Genomic DNA, 16,124 nt, shown 5'->3' with positions numbered 1-16,124 from the left:
ACCTCGAAGCGTTTCAATTACTGATATTGAAACGCTTCTTGCCCCTTGTTTTTTCGGTGCAAAGCATCCATGTTAGGGTTTAAGTTTATTCTCTTGCTGGAAATCTCATGCGTACCCCTCGAATTTATCATCCAGAAACCATTCATCAACTTGGCTCACTTGCTTTAAGTGACGACGCAGCAGGCCATATCGGTCGTGTTTTGCGCATGAAAGAAGGCCAAGACGTTCTCCTTTTTGACGGCAGTGGCGCAGAGTTCCCAGCGGTTATCAGTGAAGTCAGCAAGAAATCAGTTTTGGTTAACATCACCGAGCGCGTAGAAAACAGTATTGAATCCCCTTTAGATCTGCACCTTGGTCAAGTCATTTCACGTGGCGATAAGATGGAGTTCACCATCCAAAAGTCTGTTGAACTTGGCGTCAATACCATCACTCCTCTGATTTCTGAACGTTGTGGCGTCAAGCTTGACCAAAAGCGTTTTGAGAAAAAACTCGCGCAATGGCAGAAAATCGCCATCAGTGCCTGTGAGCAATGTGGGCGTAATGTCGTGCCCGAAATTCGTCCAATTATGAGCTTGGAAGAGTGGTGTCAAGAAGAGTACGATGGTTTAAAGCTTAACCTTCACCCTCGTGCTAAATACTCAATCAACACTTTGCCAACCCCGGTTGAAAAAGTGCGCCTACTGATCGGTCCTGAAGGCGGTTTATCGTCTGAAGAGATCGAGATGACTCGAGAATACCAATTTGAAGAAACGCTACTCGGCCCTCGCGTTCTGCGCACCGAAACAGCGGCTCTGACAGCAATTACAGCCTTACAAGTTCGTTTCGGCGATCTTGGTTAAACGGAGAAAAATAATGATCAAACTCGGTATAGTAATGGACCCAATCTCGTCCATTAACATCAAAAAAGACTCTAGCTTTGCCATGATGCTTGAAGCGCAACGACGCGGCTATGAAATCCACTACATGGAAATGAATGATCTGCATCTCGATCAAGGCGTTGCCATTGCAGATACTAAAGTGGTGGAACTAAAAGAAGATCCAAACGGTTGGTACGAGTTCAAATCAGAGCAAACTATCGAACTGTCTGAGCTAGACGCGGTGCTAATGCGTAAAGATCCTCCGTTTGATACTGAATACATCTACGCGACTTACATCCTTGAGCGTGCAGAAGAACAAGGTGCACTGATCGTTAACAAGCCTCAAAGCTTACGTGATTGTAACGAAAAGCTGTTTACAGCATGGTTCCCAGAGCTGACACCTACAACTATCGTGACGCGAAAAGCAGAGAAAATTAAAGAATTTCGTGAAAAACATGGTGATGTCATCCTGAAACCGCTTGATGGTATGGGTGGCGCGTCCATCTTCCGTGTGAAAGAAAACGATCCAAACGTCTCTGTGATCATCGAGACATTGACTAACCACGGTCAAAACTACGCAATGGCGCAAACCTTCGTGCCAGATATCAGCAACGGTGACAAACGTATCTTAGTGGTAGATGGCGAACCTATGCCTTACTGTCTAGCACGCATTCCTGCTAAAGGCGAAACGCGCGGCAACCTAGCCGCTGGTGGTACTGGTGAAGCTCGTCCGCTAAGCGAAACCGACCTCAAAATTGCGCAAACCGTTGCTCCGACACTGAAAGAAAAAGGCCTTATCTTTGTTGGCCTTGACGTAATTGGCGACAAGCTAACAGAAATCAACGTCACCAGCCCAACCTGTATTCGCGAAATTGAAGCTGCTTTTGATATCTCAATCACAGGCAAGCTGATGGATGCGATTGAGCGTCGAGTAAAAGGCGAATAACTCAAACTGTATTACAGTTAATAGAGAGCGTAGTACATTAACTTAAGCAAACTCATGCACATACCTAGATGGTAAACTGTATGATGTTTGCTTAAGGGCATTTACGAGAGTTAAGGGTCAATATGAGTATGAATCTCACAAATCACTTTTTGGTTGCCATGCCTGGGATGAAAGATCCGTACTTTCAAAACAGCGTGATCTACGTTTGTGAGCACAACGAAGACGGCGCTATGGGGCTGATGATCAATGCTCCTGTTGATATCACCGTCGGCAACATGCTCAAGCAGGTGGAAGTTCAGCCAGTACACCCGCGCCTGTTTGAAGCCAGTCTAGATAGACCAGTCTACAATGGCGGCCCAATCTCGGAAGATCGTGGTTTTATTTTGCATAAACCCAAAGATTACTACGAGTCCAGCGTCCAAATGACCGATGACCTCGCGGTAACCACTTCGCGTGATATTCTGTCGGTGTTAGGAACAGAAGCAGAACCAAGTGATTACTTAGTGGCACTTGGCTACTCCGGTTGGAGTGCAGGCCAATTAGAAAGTGAGCTGGTCGAAAACTCTTGGCTCACCATTGAAGCGACGCCTGAAATTATCTTTAATACACCAATCAACGAGCGTTGGAAGAAAGCGGTCGAAAAGCTGGGTATCGACCCAAGTCACCTTTCAGCAGACTCTGGACATGCTTAGTCCAAATATACAGTTACATTAGATAGAGACACCTTATGTCACGCACAATTATGGCTTTTGACTTTGGAACCAAAAGCATTGGTAGCGCTATTGGCCAAGAAATTACTGGTACAGCTTCCCCATTAAAAGCCTTTAAAGCCAATGACGGTATTCCAAACTGGGACGATATCGAAAAGCAAATCAAAGAGTGGCAACCAGATTTGCTAGTGGTCGGTTTACCGACCGATCTGCATGGCAAAGACCTTGAGACCATAACCCCTCGAGCACGAAAATTTGCTAAGCGTCTGCAAGGCCGATACGGATTGCCAGTTGAACTGCATGATGAGCGTTTATCTACTGCAGAAGCTCGTGCGGAGTTGTTCAGCATGGGCGGCTACAAAGCCCTATCGAAAGGTAATGTTGACTGCCAGTCAGCAGTGGTGATTCTAGAAAGCTGGTTTGAAGCCCTTTGGGGTGAGTAAACACTTCAAGCACAATGAAAAAAGGTTGGCTCCTGCCAACCTTTTTTTGTTTCTGGATTGGATTAATCCATATCGATCTTAACGTTCGCCAAACTGCCCGTAGAGAATGCTTCACCACGCTGCGTTTTCAACATCAAGCGCAGATCATTTGCCGAGTCGGCACTATGTAGTGCATCCTCTTCGCTGATCTTACCTTGCATCACTAACTTATAGAGAGATTGATCGAACGTCAGCATACCAAACTCATTTGAGCGAGCCATGGTTGACTTCAACTCATGTAAATCTCCGCGACGAATCAAATCCGACACACGTGGGCTATTTAGCAAGATCTCAAATACACCATGACGTCCCTGCCCATTTTTATCTCGGATCAACTGCTGACCAACCACGCCTTTTAGGTTCATCGACAAATCGAACAAGAATTGTTCTTTTTGATCTTTCGGTACCAAGTGAAGAATGCGCTCTAAAGCTTGGTTGGCATTATTGGCGTGCAACGTTGCCATACACAGGTGACCCGTTTCGGCGAAGGTCATCGCGTATTCCATTGTTTCACGGCTACGGATCTCACCAATCAAAATCATATCTGGTGCTTGGCGCAGCGAGTTTTTAAGCGCAACTTCATAGCTTTCCGTATCTAACCCAACTTCACGTTGAGTCACGATACAGCGCTTGTGTTCATGCACGAACTCGATCGGATCTTCGACCGTCAAAATGTGCCCGGTTTTATTGCTGTTTCGATAGCCTGTCATCGCCGCCATGGTGGTCGATTTACCCGATCCAGTAGCACCGACCACCAGCACCAAACCACGCTTAGCTATCGCCAAATCTTGCAACACTAACGGTAACTTTAACTGCTCAAAAGTAGGAATATTAGTTTCAATACGACGAATCACTGCGCCTGGTAACTCGCGTTGAAAAAAGGCACTCACACGGAAGCGACCACAATCTCTCACAATGGCAAAATTCGACTCGCGACTTTTACGAAATTCCTGACGCCGATCTGGTTCCATAGCGCTGTCGAGTAATGCAGCCACATCACTCTCGGTGAGTTTTTCCCCTTGCGGACGCAATTCGCCATCCACACGAAATAGAATTGGCGCTCCAACCGTGATGTAAAGATCCGACGCTTTCAGCGCCAACATGCCTTCGAGAAATTTATCTAGATCCATCTTCCGTATTCACCATTATCTGTATGAACGTTACGAGAATTGCTGCACTTCTAATCCGATCTTACTATCGACCTCTTCACGAGCAACCATGCCTTGCGCCATTAACTGACGAGCATTTTGCTCCATGGTTTGCATGCCGTGAGCCGCACCTGTTTGAATGATCGAATACATCTGCGCGACTTTGTCTTCGCGGATCAAGTTACGAATCGCAGGCGTTGCCATCATAATTTCATGGCATGCAATACGGCCACCACCGTTACGCTTCAGAAGCTTTTGCGCGATAACCGAACGAAGGGACTCAGATAGCATCGAGCGAACCATATCTTTATCACTACCAGGAAACACATCGATAATACGGTCAATGGTTTTTGCCGCCGAGCTGGTGTGCAACGTCCCGAAAACAAGGTGACCGGTTTCTGCCGCCGTTAAGGCAAGGCTGATGGTTTCTTTGTCACGCATCTCACCAACCAGAATAACGTCTGGGTCTTCGCGCAATGCACTACGCAAAGCATTTTGGAAACTATGGGTGTCACGGTGAACTTCACGCTGGTTGATCAAACATTTATTGTTGTTGTGAACAAATTCAATCGGATCTTCAATTGTGAGTACGTGCTTGTTGTGATTACGGTTAATGTAGTCAACAATGGCTGCTAAGGTCGTCGATTTACCTGAACCTGTTGGGCCAGTGACCAGAACTAAGCCTTTTTCAGCGTTCGCAATTTTTTTGAAGATCTCTGGCGCTTCTAGCTCTTCCAGAGTTGGAATGCTACTTGGAATGGTACGGAATACTGCCGCACAACCGCGAGATTGGTTGAAAGCGTTGACACGGAAACGGCCAACGTTATGCAACTCAAAAGAGAAATCGACTTCGAGTTTTTCTTCGAACTCACTGCGCTGGGCATCGTTCATGATTTCGAAAACCAAACGATGCACTTCTTGGTGTGTAAACGCTGGAATGCCTAGTTTTCTCACATCCCCATCAATACGAACCATTGGTGGGACACCTGCAGAAAGATGTAGATCCGAGGCATTATGTTTTACACTAAAATCCAGTAACTCAGTGATATCCATTTAAAATCCTTAAGTCTAAAGTACAGCTATGAGTAGTATTCAACAAAATATTGAACATATCACCTCTCAAATTCGATATGACGAGCAAAAATGTGGTCGAACTCCAGAGTCAGTGCAACTTCTAGCGGTAAGCAAAACTAAACCTGTCGAGGCAATTCTCGAAGCCTACCAAGCGGGACAAACCGCCTTTGGTGAAAACTACGTTCAAGAGGGCGTCAGTAAAGTTCAGCACTTTGCCGAGCATTATCCAGATAATCGAATCGAATGGCACTTCATTGGTCCGATTCAATCCAATAAATCGCGACTTGTTGCTGAACATTTCGATTGGGTTCACACCATCGATCGAACCAAGATTGCTCAACGCCTGAATGATCAGCGGCCAAGCGAACTTAAACCGCTACAAGTTCTGATTCAGGTTAACACCAGTGGTGAGGCATCTAAGTCTGGTGTCACTGAAGCGGAAGTATTCGAGCTGGCGGAGTTGATTTCTCGCCTACCCAACCTCACTTTAAGAGGGTTGATGTCGATTCCTGCCAACGTGTCTGACTACGAATCACAACTCCGTGAATTTCAGAAGTTGGCTACGTTGAAGCAAACACTCGAAGCACAGTTCCCAGAAATCGATACATTATCAATGGGAATGAGTGGTGATATGACCGCTGCAATCGAAGCTGGTAGTACAATGGTTCGTATTGGAACCGCTATTTTCGGCGCACGAGACTACAGCTAAATCAACAAAACGCTCACTCGCGACATAAGTTATGTCGTCAGTCGTTAGAGCGTAAATGCGCAATCATCTTACTCGCCAATAGGAGCAGTAAGTAACAGCGGCGCCATTATACACCTGAGCGCACAACAAATTCTAAATATCATGATGGAAATCAGACAAATGGAACATAAAAAAATCGCCTTCATTGGTGCTGGCAACATGGTGAGAGCCATTGTTTCAGGCTTGGTTGCTAACGGATACCCAGCGCAAAACATTACCGCGACAGCTCCTTCAGAGGCTCGCCGCCTTCTGCTAGAACAAGATTTTGGCATCCGTACCACCAGCGATAACATCCAAGCTGCGACCGAGGCGGATGTGGTGGTATTGTCTGTAAAACCGCAAATGATGGCTGATGTCTGTAAACCACTGCAATCGATCGATTTCACTAATAAACTGGTGATTTCTATTGCCGCAGGCATCAACTGTTCACGATTGGATGATATGCTAGCCACCAAATTGAACTTGGTTCGTGTTATGCCAAATACGCCATCACAACTTGGGTTGGGTATGAGTGGGTTATTCGCACCAATTCATGTAACCGAGCACGACAAAGCTTTTGCCGCAGAGTTAATGGAAGCGGTCGGTAAAGTATGTTGGGTTGAGCAAGAGTCAGGTATCAATAATGTGATTGCCGCAGCGGGCAGTGCTCCAGCATACTTCTTCCTGTTTATGGAAGCGATGCAAGCAGAAGCGATTGCGCAAGGCTTTGATAAAGAGACTGCTCGACTATTGGTTCAACAAGCTGCATTGGGCGCGGCCAGTATGGTGGTTAGCAACCCAGAAACTGAGCTATCGACCCTGCGTGAGAACGTGACATCGAAAGGTGGGACAACGGCAGAAGCACTACGTACATTCAACGAACATCAACTTTCAGATATTGTCGCTAAAGCCATGCAAGCTGCTGTGGCTCGCGCGGAAGAAATGGAAAAACTGTTTTAATTATTTTGATGAACTCCGTTTAGTATCATCCATCACTTGTTAAGGGTACCTTATGAATTCAATGAGTTTTCTCATCTCAACCCTATTTGACCTGTACATCATGGTCGTAATTTTGCGAATTTGGTTGCAAGCTGCACGCGCAGACTTCTACAACCCATTCTCGCAATTTATAGTAAAAGCGACTCAGCCGGTCATTGGTCCACTGCGCCGCGTTATCCCTTCCGTGGGGAATATTGACCTAGCAACCGTGTTGTTTGCCTACGTGTTGTGTGTGCTTAAATTTGTCGTGCTTATCCTAATAGCTTCGAACGGTTCCGTCTCTTTCAGCGCTGACTTCTTATTCTTGGGCTTATTATCATTAATCAAAGCCGCAGGTGGCCTATTGTTCTGGGTACTATTGATCCGTGCAATTTTGAGCTGGGTAAGCCAAGGCCGCAGCCCTATCGAGTACGTATTCCATCAACTGACCGAGCCAATGTGCGCTCCAATCCGTCGTATTCTTCCGGCTATTGGTGGTCTTGATTTAAGCGTACTGGTGTTATTTATCGGCTTGCAGTTCGCGAACTTCTTAATGGGCGATATCATTGGTCCAATTTGGTTCCAGCTATAATGTCAGCTGCAGTTTGGCAAGATGGTGAGGACATCATCCTGAAGCTCTATATTCAACCTAAAGCTAGCCGCGATAAAATCGTTGGCTTGCATGGTGAAGAGCTAAAAATCGCCATTACTGCTCCACCTGTCGATGGCAAAGCTAATGCACACCTAACTAAGTTCTTAGCCAAGCAGTTTAAAATCGCTAAGGGCTTGGTTCACATAGAAAAAGGTGAATTAGGACGGCACAAACAAATTCGGATAGAATCGCCTACCCAGATACCGACAGAAATTAAAGCCATCTTATGATGGCTTTTTATTTACGATTTTGTACCACACTTACTAATACCAACGACTGAGTACGCATTTTTTACCCCCCTGATCAAGGTAAAATTGCAGCTATGGTTGTTTTATAACAAGTGCTTTGAGGAAGTAACAATGAGCAAATGGATTACCGCATTACTGATTAGCCTGTTGTCGTTACCAAGCTTCGCCGATCAGTTTAAAAATATGAAAGATATCGAAGTACACTATGTCGCGTTTAACTCAACATTCCTAACACCCAAAGTCGCACGTAGCTACGATATCAAACGTAATGGATACCTCGCTGTGGTTAATATTAGCGTGTTAGATAGAGCTTCATTGGGTAAGCCAGCATTAGAAGCAAAAATTGCTGGACGCGCGAAGAACCTTATCGGCCAAACTCAGACCTTGACCTTTCGTGAAGTCAAAGAAGGCAATGCGATATACTATTTAGCCGAACTGCCAATTACCCACGAAGAAACTTTTACTTTCGATATTGACGTAAAAGCTGGAAACAAAGGCTCAGGTAAGCTTAAATTCACCCAGAAGTTTTATGTTGAAGAGTAATTGGGTTGTGATGTTCCAAAAGCTTTTGGATCTAAGCAGGCTAAAAACCACTTATTAGTTAAAGAATATCTAGAGGAGAACGATTTGTTCTCCTCTATCACTATTAAAAGAGATTCCCATGAAAAAAATTGTGCTAGCAACTGGTAACCAAGGCAAAGTTCGTGAAATGGCAGATTTATTGTCTGACTTCGGCTTTGAAGTATTAGCGCAAAGTGAATTCAATGTATCGGAAGTAGCTGAAACGGGTACAACTTTCATTGAAAACGCAATCATTAAAGCTCGCCATGCCGCACAAGAAACAGGGCTTCCTGCCATTGCAGACGACTCTGGATTAGAAGTCGATTTCTTAAAAGGCGCTCCGGGCATTTACTCTGCACGTTACGCAGGCGAGAGCGCATCTGATCAAGAGAATCTAGAAAAATTGCTAGCGGCAATGGAAGGCGTACCAGAAGCAGAGCGTACAGCACGTTTCCACTGTGTATTAGTCCTCATGCGTCACGAGAACGACCCAACGCCTATCGTCTGCCACGGTAAATGGGAAGGTCGCATTCTAACTGAAGCTCACGGTGAAAATGGTTTTGGCTACGACCCAATCTTCTTTGTTCCTGAAGACAACTGTGCGTCAGCCGAACTTGAACCTGCACGTAAAAAACAACTGTCTCACCGCGGTAAAGCGCTCAAGTCGTTGTTTGCTCAACTGTCTGAGCAAGTGTCTCAGTAATCACGAGCGAATTAGACCATGTTAACGCCCCCAGCACTCAGCTTGTATGTACACATCCCGTGGTGTGTGCAAAAGTGCCCGTATTGCGACTTTAACTCTCACGCGCTCAAAACCGAGATTCCAGAAGAAGAGTACATCAGTGCCCTTTTAGAAGATTTGGATACCGACATTGAGAAATACCGACTTAACGAAGCGCCACGTCCACTGCATTCAATCTTCATTGGTGGTGGTACGCCGAGTTTGATTTCGGCAGAAGGCATCGAGCGTCTACTTAAGGGCATTGAAGCGCGTATTCCGTTCAAGCCTGAAATCGAAATAACCATGGAAGCGAACCCAGGCACCATCGAAGCAGAGCGTTTTGTTGGCTACCGTAAAGCCGGGGTAACGCGTATCTCTATCGGCGTGCAAAGCTTTGAGCAACAAAAGCTTGAGCGTTTGGGGCGCATTCACGGCCAAGACGAAGCCGTCAATGCTGCTAAGCTGGCGCACCAAATCGGTTTGAACAGTTTTAACCTCGATCTCATGCACGGCTTACCTGATCAAAGCATCGAACAAGCCTTGGCAGATTTGGACAAAGCGATTGAGTTGGCACCGCCGCACTTGTCTTGGTATCAGCTGACCATCGAACCAAACACCATGTTCTACTACAAGCCACCAACGCTACCTGACGATGATGACTTGTGGGATATTTTCGAGCTCGGACACCAAAAACTTGCAGCCGCGGGTTATGTGCAATATGAAATCTCCGGTTACAGCAAGCCGGGCTATCAGTGTCAGCACAACCTCAACTACTGGCGCTTTGGTGATTACCTTGGTATCGGTTGTGGCTCTCATGGCAAACTCAGTTTTACCGACGGACGTATTATTCGAACGACAAAGGTAAAACACCCGCGAGGCTATTTAGCGGCTTATCAAAATATGGTCAAACCTTATCTGCATACGGAACATGTCGTCGCGGATGAAGATCGTCCATTCGAGTTCTTTATGAACCGATTCCGCTTAATCGAAGCCTGTCCGAAGCAAGATTACGTGGACACCACGGGCTTACCACTTAGTACGATTCAAGAAACCATCAGCTGGGCGATAGAAATGGGCTACCTGAGTGAAACGCCTACCCACTGGCAAATTACTGAAAAAGGGAAGCTCTTCCTCAATGATTTGCTCGAAGCCTTTATGGCCGAAGAAAGCGAAGAGTAACGCAACCCCAAAACAAAAAAAGCCTCTCAATTGAGAGGCTTTTTATTTAGAAACTGTGCCGTCCTAAATAAGGTTGACACATTTCTAACATTAGAAAATTGAACGGCCAATTCGCTCTGAGAGCAGCTCAAGCGCCTTAGTACCCGCAAGCGAGTTACCTGAAGGATCAAGCTCTGGAGACCATACTGAAATGGTCATTTCACCAGGTACTACCGCGATAATGCCACCACCAACACCAGACTTACCAGGCATACCAACGCGATAAGCAAACTCGCCCGCGCCATCATACAAGCCACACGTTGCTAACAGTGCATTAAGTTGTTTGGTTTGCACAGGAGAAACTACAGGCTTACCCGTTTGTACCGATGTGCCCTTGTTTGCTAAATAGCTAAACGTTTTAGCCAAATCGACGCAACTCATCTTCAGCGCACAAGCGTGGAAGTAATTTTGTAGTACTGGAATCACTTCATTTTCGAAGTTGCCAAACGAACGCATGAGATATGCAATCGCCGCATTACGATCACCATGCATCATTTCGGATGCCGCAACGACTTTGTCATACACAATATGGGTATCACCAGAAAGCTGACGCACAAATTCCAACAGGCGCTGACGAGGTGCAGATAAGCGAGTTTGTAACAAATCTGCCACTACTATCGCTCCAGCATTTATAAATGGATTACGAGGAATACCTTGCTCCATTTCTAGCTGGATTAGCGAATTAAATGCCTGCCCCGAAGGCTCTTTTCCCACTCGAGACCAAATTTCTTCTTGCTTGTACAAGCACATCGCTAACGTCAAGCTCAATGCTTTTGAAATAGATTGGATAGAGAAAGGTTCATCGGCATCACCCGCCTTAATAACCTCACCTTCGTTGGTGTATACCGCAATACCTAACTTGTTGCTGGGTACTTTTGCCAGAGCAGGAATGTAATCAGCCACTTTACCTTGGCCGATTAAAGGGCGTACTTCCGCCAAAATATCTGTCAAAATTTCCACTGTCGGTTTCATTCTCTACCTTCTATTTACAAGAGAACTCGTTGAGCTCAGAGGTAAAAAAAGCCAACGTGTCGTTGGCTTTTCCATAGGGTTCGTTCGACTCAAGTCGATTATGGTTTTACTGCCACAATAATATTGCGGTTGATAGATTGATCAACACGGTGAAGATAACCGATGTAAGGCTCTTCTGAAAGTACCTTCCAACCTTGCTCTTCAAATAATGCCGCGACATCTTTCCATTTCAATGTGAATTCATTGAAAGACAACACCACTGAACCTTGCTTTTTCAATACCACTTTCCATGCAGGCAGAGCCTCTTTTAAAAGCTCTAGTGGACTACGGTTCAGTTTGCTGTCCTTGGCATTTTTGCTGCCGTGCTGCACGCCATAAGGCAAGTCAGACACCATCACATCAACTGAGTTCTTTTTCACGACTTGATCAGCGATACGAGTATCAGCCGAATACAGCTTCATAAACTGAAGATTGCCTTGGTTGTAATCTTCTTTATTTGCTGCAGCTTCAACCACGAAACCATCCGCCACTTTCTTGCCACCCGCAGTGCGCTTTTCTTTGCTCACTTTGTGCTTAAAGCGGCCATTCTTCATGAACTTAACAATAAAGGTCTGGATCTCTTGCACCCACTTGGCGTTGATCTCAACCCCTACCACGTTCAAACCGTGGATCAAGCCTTCAAATAAGGTTGTACCTTTACCACACATTGGATCCATTAAGGTCAGTTGTTCACTTCCCGTATTGGACGCACTAATGCCGATATTCACCATCAAACGGGTAAACTGCTCGTTTGTTTTCCCGGTGTAGCGCAAAATCTGACTCATACTTTCCGGGAAAGTGTTAAATACGGGCGATTGAACTGGTCGAAGTAAACCATCTTCGCGCACTTCAAATAGCGCATAGTAAATCGAAGAGGCTGCGATTCTTCGCGCCTGCTCATCGGTTAGCGCTTCCTGACAAGAAAACACCAACGCAGCAGGTAAGCCAACGTCTTTACTACCAATTTCTGTCACATCCACGCCTTGTGAAGCTAAAATTGCTTTTAGCTCAGAACAGGCAATGGTCATTGCGCTATCAAAGTAAATTCGGTTATGACCCGGATTCGCTAATATCGCGTAATGGTACATCCCATGAACTCCTCTGGTTACGCAATACGCTTATATTTGATATCCCAAACACCGTGACCAAGACGGTGACCACGAGCTTCAAACTTCGTTAGCGGGCGATCGTCTGGACGAGGAACGAAATCACCATCTTTAGCAATGTTTTCGAAACCTGGCGCTTGGTTCATCACTTCAATCATGTGCTCTGCGTAGTTTTCCCAGTCGGTCGCCATGTGGAAAATACCTTCATTAGGGATAAGCTTCTCACGCACCATTTCCGCAAAACCTAATTGAACAATACGACGCTTGTGGTGACGCTTCTTATGCCAAGGGTCTGGGAAGAACAATTGCAGTGTCGATAAGCTGCTATTTGGGATCATGTGTTCGAATACTTCTACCGCATCGTGACACATTACACGCAGGTTAGTAATTCCCGCTTCGCGAGCATCGGCAAGACAAGCACCAACGCCTGGGCTATGAACTTCGATACCGATGAAGTTTTTCTCTGGCGCGTTCTTTGCCATTTCAACCAATGAAGCACCCATACCAAAACCGATCTCAAGCACTACTGGGTTATCGTTGCCAAATACCTCTTTCCAATCGAGAAGTTCAGCTTTGAAGTCAATACCCATCGTAGGCCAGCATTCATTCATCGCGCTCTCTTGACCTTTAGTCAAACGCCCTTCACGGCGTACAAAGCTGCGGATTTTGCGGATCAGCTTTCCGTCTTCGTTGTATTCGTTAGTGGTTACTTCACTCATTGATTTTGCCTGCACATTGATTAATCAAAGCGGGGATTATCCAAAGAATTTACTTAGGTGCAAGTATTTGTTGAGCTCTTGGTCTATGGCAACCCAAAAGCAACGAAACACCTCTTTATATCCCTACTGTTTATCCGTTGTACTTCTTGCCCATTATGTGGTGCAATTTTGCACCTAACCAATAATAGAATACAGAGCAAGTCGTGACACCTTTCGCCAGTGCCATCCTAGAATGGTATGACGCATATGGAAGAAAAGATCTTCCGTGGCAACAAAATAAGACCGCATACAGTGTCTGGTTGTCTGAAATTATGCTTCAGCAAACTCAGGTCACTACGGTTATTCCGTATTACCAACGTTTCTTGGAGCGCTTTCCAACCGTGGTCGATCTTGCCAATGCTGAGCAAGATGAAGTCCTACACCTTTGGACTGGCTTAGGGTATTACGCCCGAGCCCGTAACCTTCACAAAGCAGCACAAGAGGTCGCCTCTACATACAATGGTGAGTTTCCTCTTGATATAGAGAAAATGAACGCCCTACCGGGGATTGGTCGCTCTACTGCTGCCGCCATTTTATCGTCTGTGTATAAACAACCACACGCGATTCTTGATGGTAACGTGAAGCGCACCCTATCCCGCTGTTTCGCAGTTGCAGGATGGCCAGGACAAAAAAAGGTTGAAAACCAGCTGTGGGAAATTGCCGAAACGCATACCCCACAAACGGATGTAGATAAGTATAACCAGGCAATGATGGACATGGGCGCAATGGTCTGCACTCGCAGCAAACCCAAATGTAGCCTCTGCCCTGTTGCTGACCTGTGTGTGGCAAAACAACAAGGTAATGTGCTCGACTACCCGGGCAAAAAACCGAAGAAAGATAAACCAATCAAGCAAACTCGTTTCGTGATGCTTCACCACAACACCGAAAATGGTCATGAGGTGTGGTTAGAGCAAAGACCACAAACAGGCATTTGGGGTGGCTTATTCTGCTTCCCACAAACCGAACATGTGGATGCAGAAAGCGACATTGAATTGCTACTGGATCAACGCGGCATTCAAGCCAGCAATATCAAACAGCAGCAAACACTGATTACCTTTCGTCATACATTCAGCCATTACCACCTAGATATCACGCCAATTTTGATTGATTTATCAAAGCAACCGGACGTGATAATGGAAGGCAACAAAGGTCTTTGGTATAACTTATCTAAACCTGAAGAAGTCGGTTTAGCCGCGCCAGTAAAACTATTGCTGGAAACGCTACCCCACGAACTTCGTTAATTGAATACAAGGAGTCATTATGAGCCGCACTGTATTTTGTGCTCGACTAAAGAAAGAAGGCGAAGGTCTAGACTTTCAACTTTACCCTGGTGAACTAGGTAAACGCATTTTCGACAACATCTCGAAAGAAGCGTGGGCTCAGTGGCAACACAAACAAACCATGTTGATCAACGAGAAGAAACTCAACATGATGGATCCAGAACACCGCAAACTGATCGAAACAGAAATGGTAAATTTCCTCTTTGAAGGAAAAGACGTTCATATCGAAGGTTACACACCGCCGAGCGAATAAAGTCGCTTGAGTTAAACAATGACATCACAACCATTTGTGGTGTCATTTTTCTATTACCTTCAATAACTCTGATACTTATGAAAAAAATTGTCTTTATTGCTGCCGCACTTTTAATGGCAGGCTGTAGCCGTGAATTCGTCGAAAAGATTTATGACGTCAACTACGAGCCAACAAACCGTTTTGCCAATAACTTAGCTGAGCTACCAGGACAATTTGAAAAAGATACTGCGGCGCTAGATGCCTTAATCAATAGCTTTTCAGGCAATATTCAAAAGCGCTGGGGTAAAAAAGAAATCAAGTACGCAGGCAAGAGTAATTACGTTAAGTACATCGATAACTACCTTAGCCGCGCCGAGGTCGACTTTCGCAAAGGCGTGATCACGATAGAGACCGTATCACCGACAGAGCCCCAAAAACACCTAAAAGACGCGATTGTCACCACCTTATTAACACCAGACGATCCCGCTCACGTCGACTTATTCTCCTCTAAAGGTATCACGTTAGAGGGGCAACCATTCCTGTATAAACAAGTTGTCGACCAAGACAATAAGCCAATTCAATGGTCTTGGCGGGCAAACCGATTTGCGGAATACCTCATCGCAAATAAAATAAAAACCAAAAATGTAGATTTCAAGAAAGCGTATTACGTCGAAATTCCCATGGTTGAAGACCACTTTTCAACTCGCAGCTACCAATACGCCGATATCGTGCGTCGAGCTTCCAAGAAATACGACATTCCAGAAGACTTGATATACGCCATTATTAAAACCGAGAGCAGTTTCAACCCATACGCGGTAAGTTGGGCAAATGCATATGGCCTAATGCAAGTTGTACCTAAAACAGCGGGACGAGATGTGTTCAAACTCGTGAAAAAGCGCTCGGGCCAACCAAGCCCTGAATATTTGTTTAATCCAGAAAACAACATAGATACTGGTACTGCGTATTTCTATATCTTAAAAAATCGTTATTTAAGAGAAGTCCGCCACCCTACCTCTCTCGAGTACAGCATGATTTCAGCTTACAATGGCGGTACTGGAGGAGTTTTAAACACATTTCATCGCAGTGATCGCAAACGCGCAATGCAAGATCTTAATTCATTGCAACCCAACCAAGTTTATTGGGCGTTAACCAAGAAACACCCGAACGCAGAAGCGCGTCGCTACCTAGAAAAAGTTACAAATTTCAAAAAGGAATTTAACTCGAAGCAAACTTTGTAGTGACAGTTGAATAAAAAGCGTTCGAACAACCACTTTTTTGAAATTATTTAAAAAAAGTGGTTGACGCAACGCGGGAAAATCCGTTTAATAGCGCTCCGTTGCCCGGATAGCTCAGTCGGTAGAGCAGAGGATTGAAAATCCTCGTGTCGGTGGTTCGATTCCGCCTCCGGGCACCAC

Annotated in this window: 19 protein-coding genes and 1 tRNA gene; 15 read left to right on the top strand and 5 right to left on the bottom strand. The window is 45.4% G+C overall.

Annotation, left to right across the window (positions count from 1 at the left end; all coding sequences use genetic code 11):
• Nucleotides 1–107: 107 nt before the first annotated feature.
• The 4 genes from rsmE to ruvX all read left to right on the top strand — a co-directional run bounded on the left by rsmE (nt 108) and on the right by ruvX (nt 2,956).
• Nucleotides 108–839 carry a 16S rRNA (uracil(1498)-N(3))-methyltransferase gene (gene rsmE, locus R7P69_RS20545; RefSeq protein WP_053304141.1) on the top strand — a complete coding sequence of 244 codons (732 nt, stop codon included), beginning with the start codon at nt 108–110 and terminating at the stop codon, nt 837–839.
• Between the two features lie 13 nt (nt 840–852).
• Entirely contained in the window at nt 853–1,803 is a 951-nt protein-coding gene (gene gshB / locus R7P69_RS20540) for a glutathione synthase (RefSeq protein ID WP_005381021.1), read from the top strand.
• Nucleotides 1,804–1,931: 128 nt separating this feature from the next.
• Nucleotides 1,932–2,495, top strand: a complete 564-nt coding sequence (locus R7P69_RS20535) for a YqgE/AlgH family protein (protein WP_005381020.1) — start codon at nt 1,932–1,934, stop codon at nt 2,493–2,495.
• Between the two features lie 35 nt (nt 2,496–2,530).
• The gene (gene ruvX / locus R7P69_RS20530; RefSeq protein ID WP_005381017.1) at nt 2,531–2,956 is read left to right on the top strand and encodes a Holliday junction resolvase RuvX; all 426 of its coding nucleotides are present in this window, start codon (nt 2,531–2,533) and stop codon (nt 2,954–2,956) included.
• A gap of 62 nt (nt 2,957–3,018) precedes the next feature.
• On the opposite strand, the gene R7P69_RS20525 is transcribed toward ruvX, so the two are convergent.
• Together R7P69_RS20525 and R7P69_RS20520 are read right to left on the bottom strand one after the other, a co-directional pair.
• Nucleotides 3,019–4,125, bottom strand: a complete 1,107-nt coding sequence (locus R7P69_RS20525) for a PilT/PilU family type 4a pilus ATPase (RefSeq protein ID WP_005381016.1) — start codon at nt 4,123–4,125, stop codon at nt 3,019–3,021.
• 30 nt (nt 4,126–4,155) lie between these two features.
• The gene (locus R7P69_RS20520) at nt 4,156–5,196 is read right to left on the bottom strand and encodes a type IV pilus twitching motility protein PilT (RefSeq protein WP_005381015.1); all 1,041 of its coding nucleotides are present in this window, start codon (nt 5,194–5,196) and stop codon (nt 4,156–4,158) included.
• A 28-nt stretch (nt 5,197–5,224) separates the two neighbouring features.
• Here R7P69_RS20520 and R7P69_RS20515 point away from each other — a divergent pair, with 28 nt between their 5' ends.
• From R7P69_RS20515 to hemW, 7 genes are all read left to right on the top strand, one after another.
• Entirely contained in the window at nt 5,225–5,926 is a 702-nt protein-coding gene (locus R7P69_RS20515; RefSeq protein WP_005384521.1) for a YggS family pyridoxal phosphate-dependent enzyme, read from the top strand.
• Nucleotides 5,927–6,085: 159 nt separating this feature from the next.
• Entirely contained in the window at nt 6,086–6,904 is an 819-nt protein-coding gene (proC, locus tag R7P69_RS20510; RefSeq protein WP_054579062.1) for a pyrroline-5-carboxylate reductase, read from the top strand.
• Between the two features lie 52 nt (nt 6,905–6,956).
• Entirely contained in the window at nt 6,957–7,514 is a 558-nt protein-coding gene (locus R7P69_RS20505; protein ID WP_005381012.1) for a YggT family protein, read from the top strand.
• Nucleotides 7,514–7,804 carry a DUF167 family protein YggU gene (gene yggU, locus R7P69_RS20500; RefSeq protein WP_005393980.1) on the top strand — a complete coding sequence of 97 codons (291 nt, stop codon included), beginning with the start codon at nt 7,514–7,516 and terminating at the stop codon, nt 7,802–7,804. Before R7P69_RS20505 ends, yggU begins: the two co-directional genes overlap by 1 nt.
• 129 nt (nt 7,805–7,933) lie before the next feature.
• The gene (locus R7P69_RS20495; RefSeq protein ID WP_005381010.1) at nt 7,934–8,365 is read left to right on the top strand and encodes a DUF4426 domain-containing protein; all 432 of its coding nucleotides are present in this window, start codon (nt 7,934–7,936) and stop codon (nt 8,363–8,365) included.
• A 118-nt stretch (nt 8,366–8,483) separates the two neighbouring features.
• Nucleotides 8,484–9,086 carry an XTP/dITP diphosphatase gene (locus R7P69_RS20490; RefSeq protein ID WP_005381009.1) on the top strand — a complete coding sequence of 201 codons (603 nt, stop codon included), beginning with the start codon at nt 8,484–8,486 and terminating at the stop codon, nt 9,084–9,086.
• Nucleotides 9,087–9,104: 18 nt separating this feature from the next.
• Nucleotides 9,105–10,283 (top strand): radical SAM family heme chaperone HemW, encoded by a 1,179-nt coding sequence (hemW, locus tag R7P69_RS20485; RefSeq protein WP_017635577.1) that lies wholly within the window; start codon nt 9,105–9,107, stop codon nt 10,281–10,283.
• 90 nt (nt 10,284–10,373) lie between these two features.
• On the opposite strand, the gene glsB is transcribed toward hemW, so the two are convergent.
• The 3 genes from glsB to trmB all read right to left on the bottom strand — a co-directional run bounded on the left by glsB (nt 10,374) and on the right by trmB (nt 13,158).
• Entirely contained in the window at nt 10,374–11,294 is a 921-nt protein-coding gene (glsB, locus tag R7P69_RS20480; protein ID WP_005381007.1) for a glutaminase B, read from the bottom strand.
• A gap of 98 nt (nt 11,295–11,392) precedes the next feature.
• Nucleotides 11,393–12,421, bottom strand: a complete 1,029-nt coding sequence (locus R7P69_RS20475; protein ID WP_053304146.1) for a TRM11 family SAM-dependent methyltransferase — start codon at nt 12,419–12,421, stop codon at nt 11,393–11,395.
• A gap of 17 nt (nt 12,422–12,438) precedes the next feature.
• Complete coding sequence (gene trmB, locus R7P69_RS20470; RefSeq protein WP_238952120.1) at nt 12,439–13,158, bottom strand: tRNA (guanosine(46)-N7)-methyltransferase TrmB; 720 nt, start codon at nt 13,156–13,158, stop codon at nt 12,439–12,441.
• Nucleotides 13,159–13,361: 203 nt separating this feature from the next.
• Between trmB and mutY the strand changes: the two genes are divergently transcribed.
• From mutY to R7P69_RS20450, 4 genes are all read left to right on the top strand, one after another.
• Complete coding sequence (mutY, locus tag R7P69_RS20465; protein WP_213971886.1) at nt 13,362–14,438, top strand: A/G-specific adenine glycosylase; 1,077 nt, start codon at nt 13,362–13,364, stop codon at nt 14,436–14,438.
• Nucleotides 14,439–14,457: 19 nt separating this feature from the next.
• Nucleotides 14,458–14,730 carry an oxidative damage protection protein gene (locus R7P69_RS20460; protein WP_005381002.1) on the top strand — a complete coding sequence of 91 codons (273 nt, stop codon included), beginning with the start codon at nt 14,458–14,460 and terminating at the stop codon, nt 14,728–14,730.
• 77 nt (nt 14,731–14,807) lie between these two features.
• Nucleotides 14,808–15,947 carry a membrane-bound lytic murein transglycosylase MltC gene (gene mltC / locus R7P69_RS20455; RefSeq protein ID WP_005381001.1) on the top strand — a complete coding sequence of 380 codons (1,140 nt, stop codon included), beginning with the start codon at nt 14,808–14,810 and terminating at the stop codon, nt 15,945–15,947.
• Between the two features lie 100 nt (nt 15,948–16,047).
• Nucleotides 16,048–16,123: transfer RNA gene (locus R7P69_RS20450), tRNA-Phe, on the top strand.
• Nucleotide 16,124 lies beyond the last annotated feature (1 nt).

It is taken from the genome of Vibrio sp. 661 (assembly GCF_033339315.1).
GTDB lineage: Bacteria > Pseudomonadota > Gammaproteobacteria > Enterobacterales > Vibrionaceae > Vibrio > Vibrio alginolyticus.
This window is presented reverse-complemented; position numbering and strand designations above follow the sequence as displayed.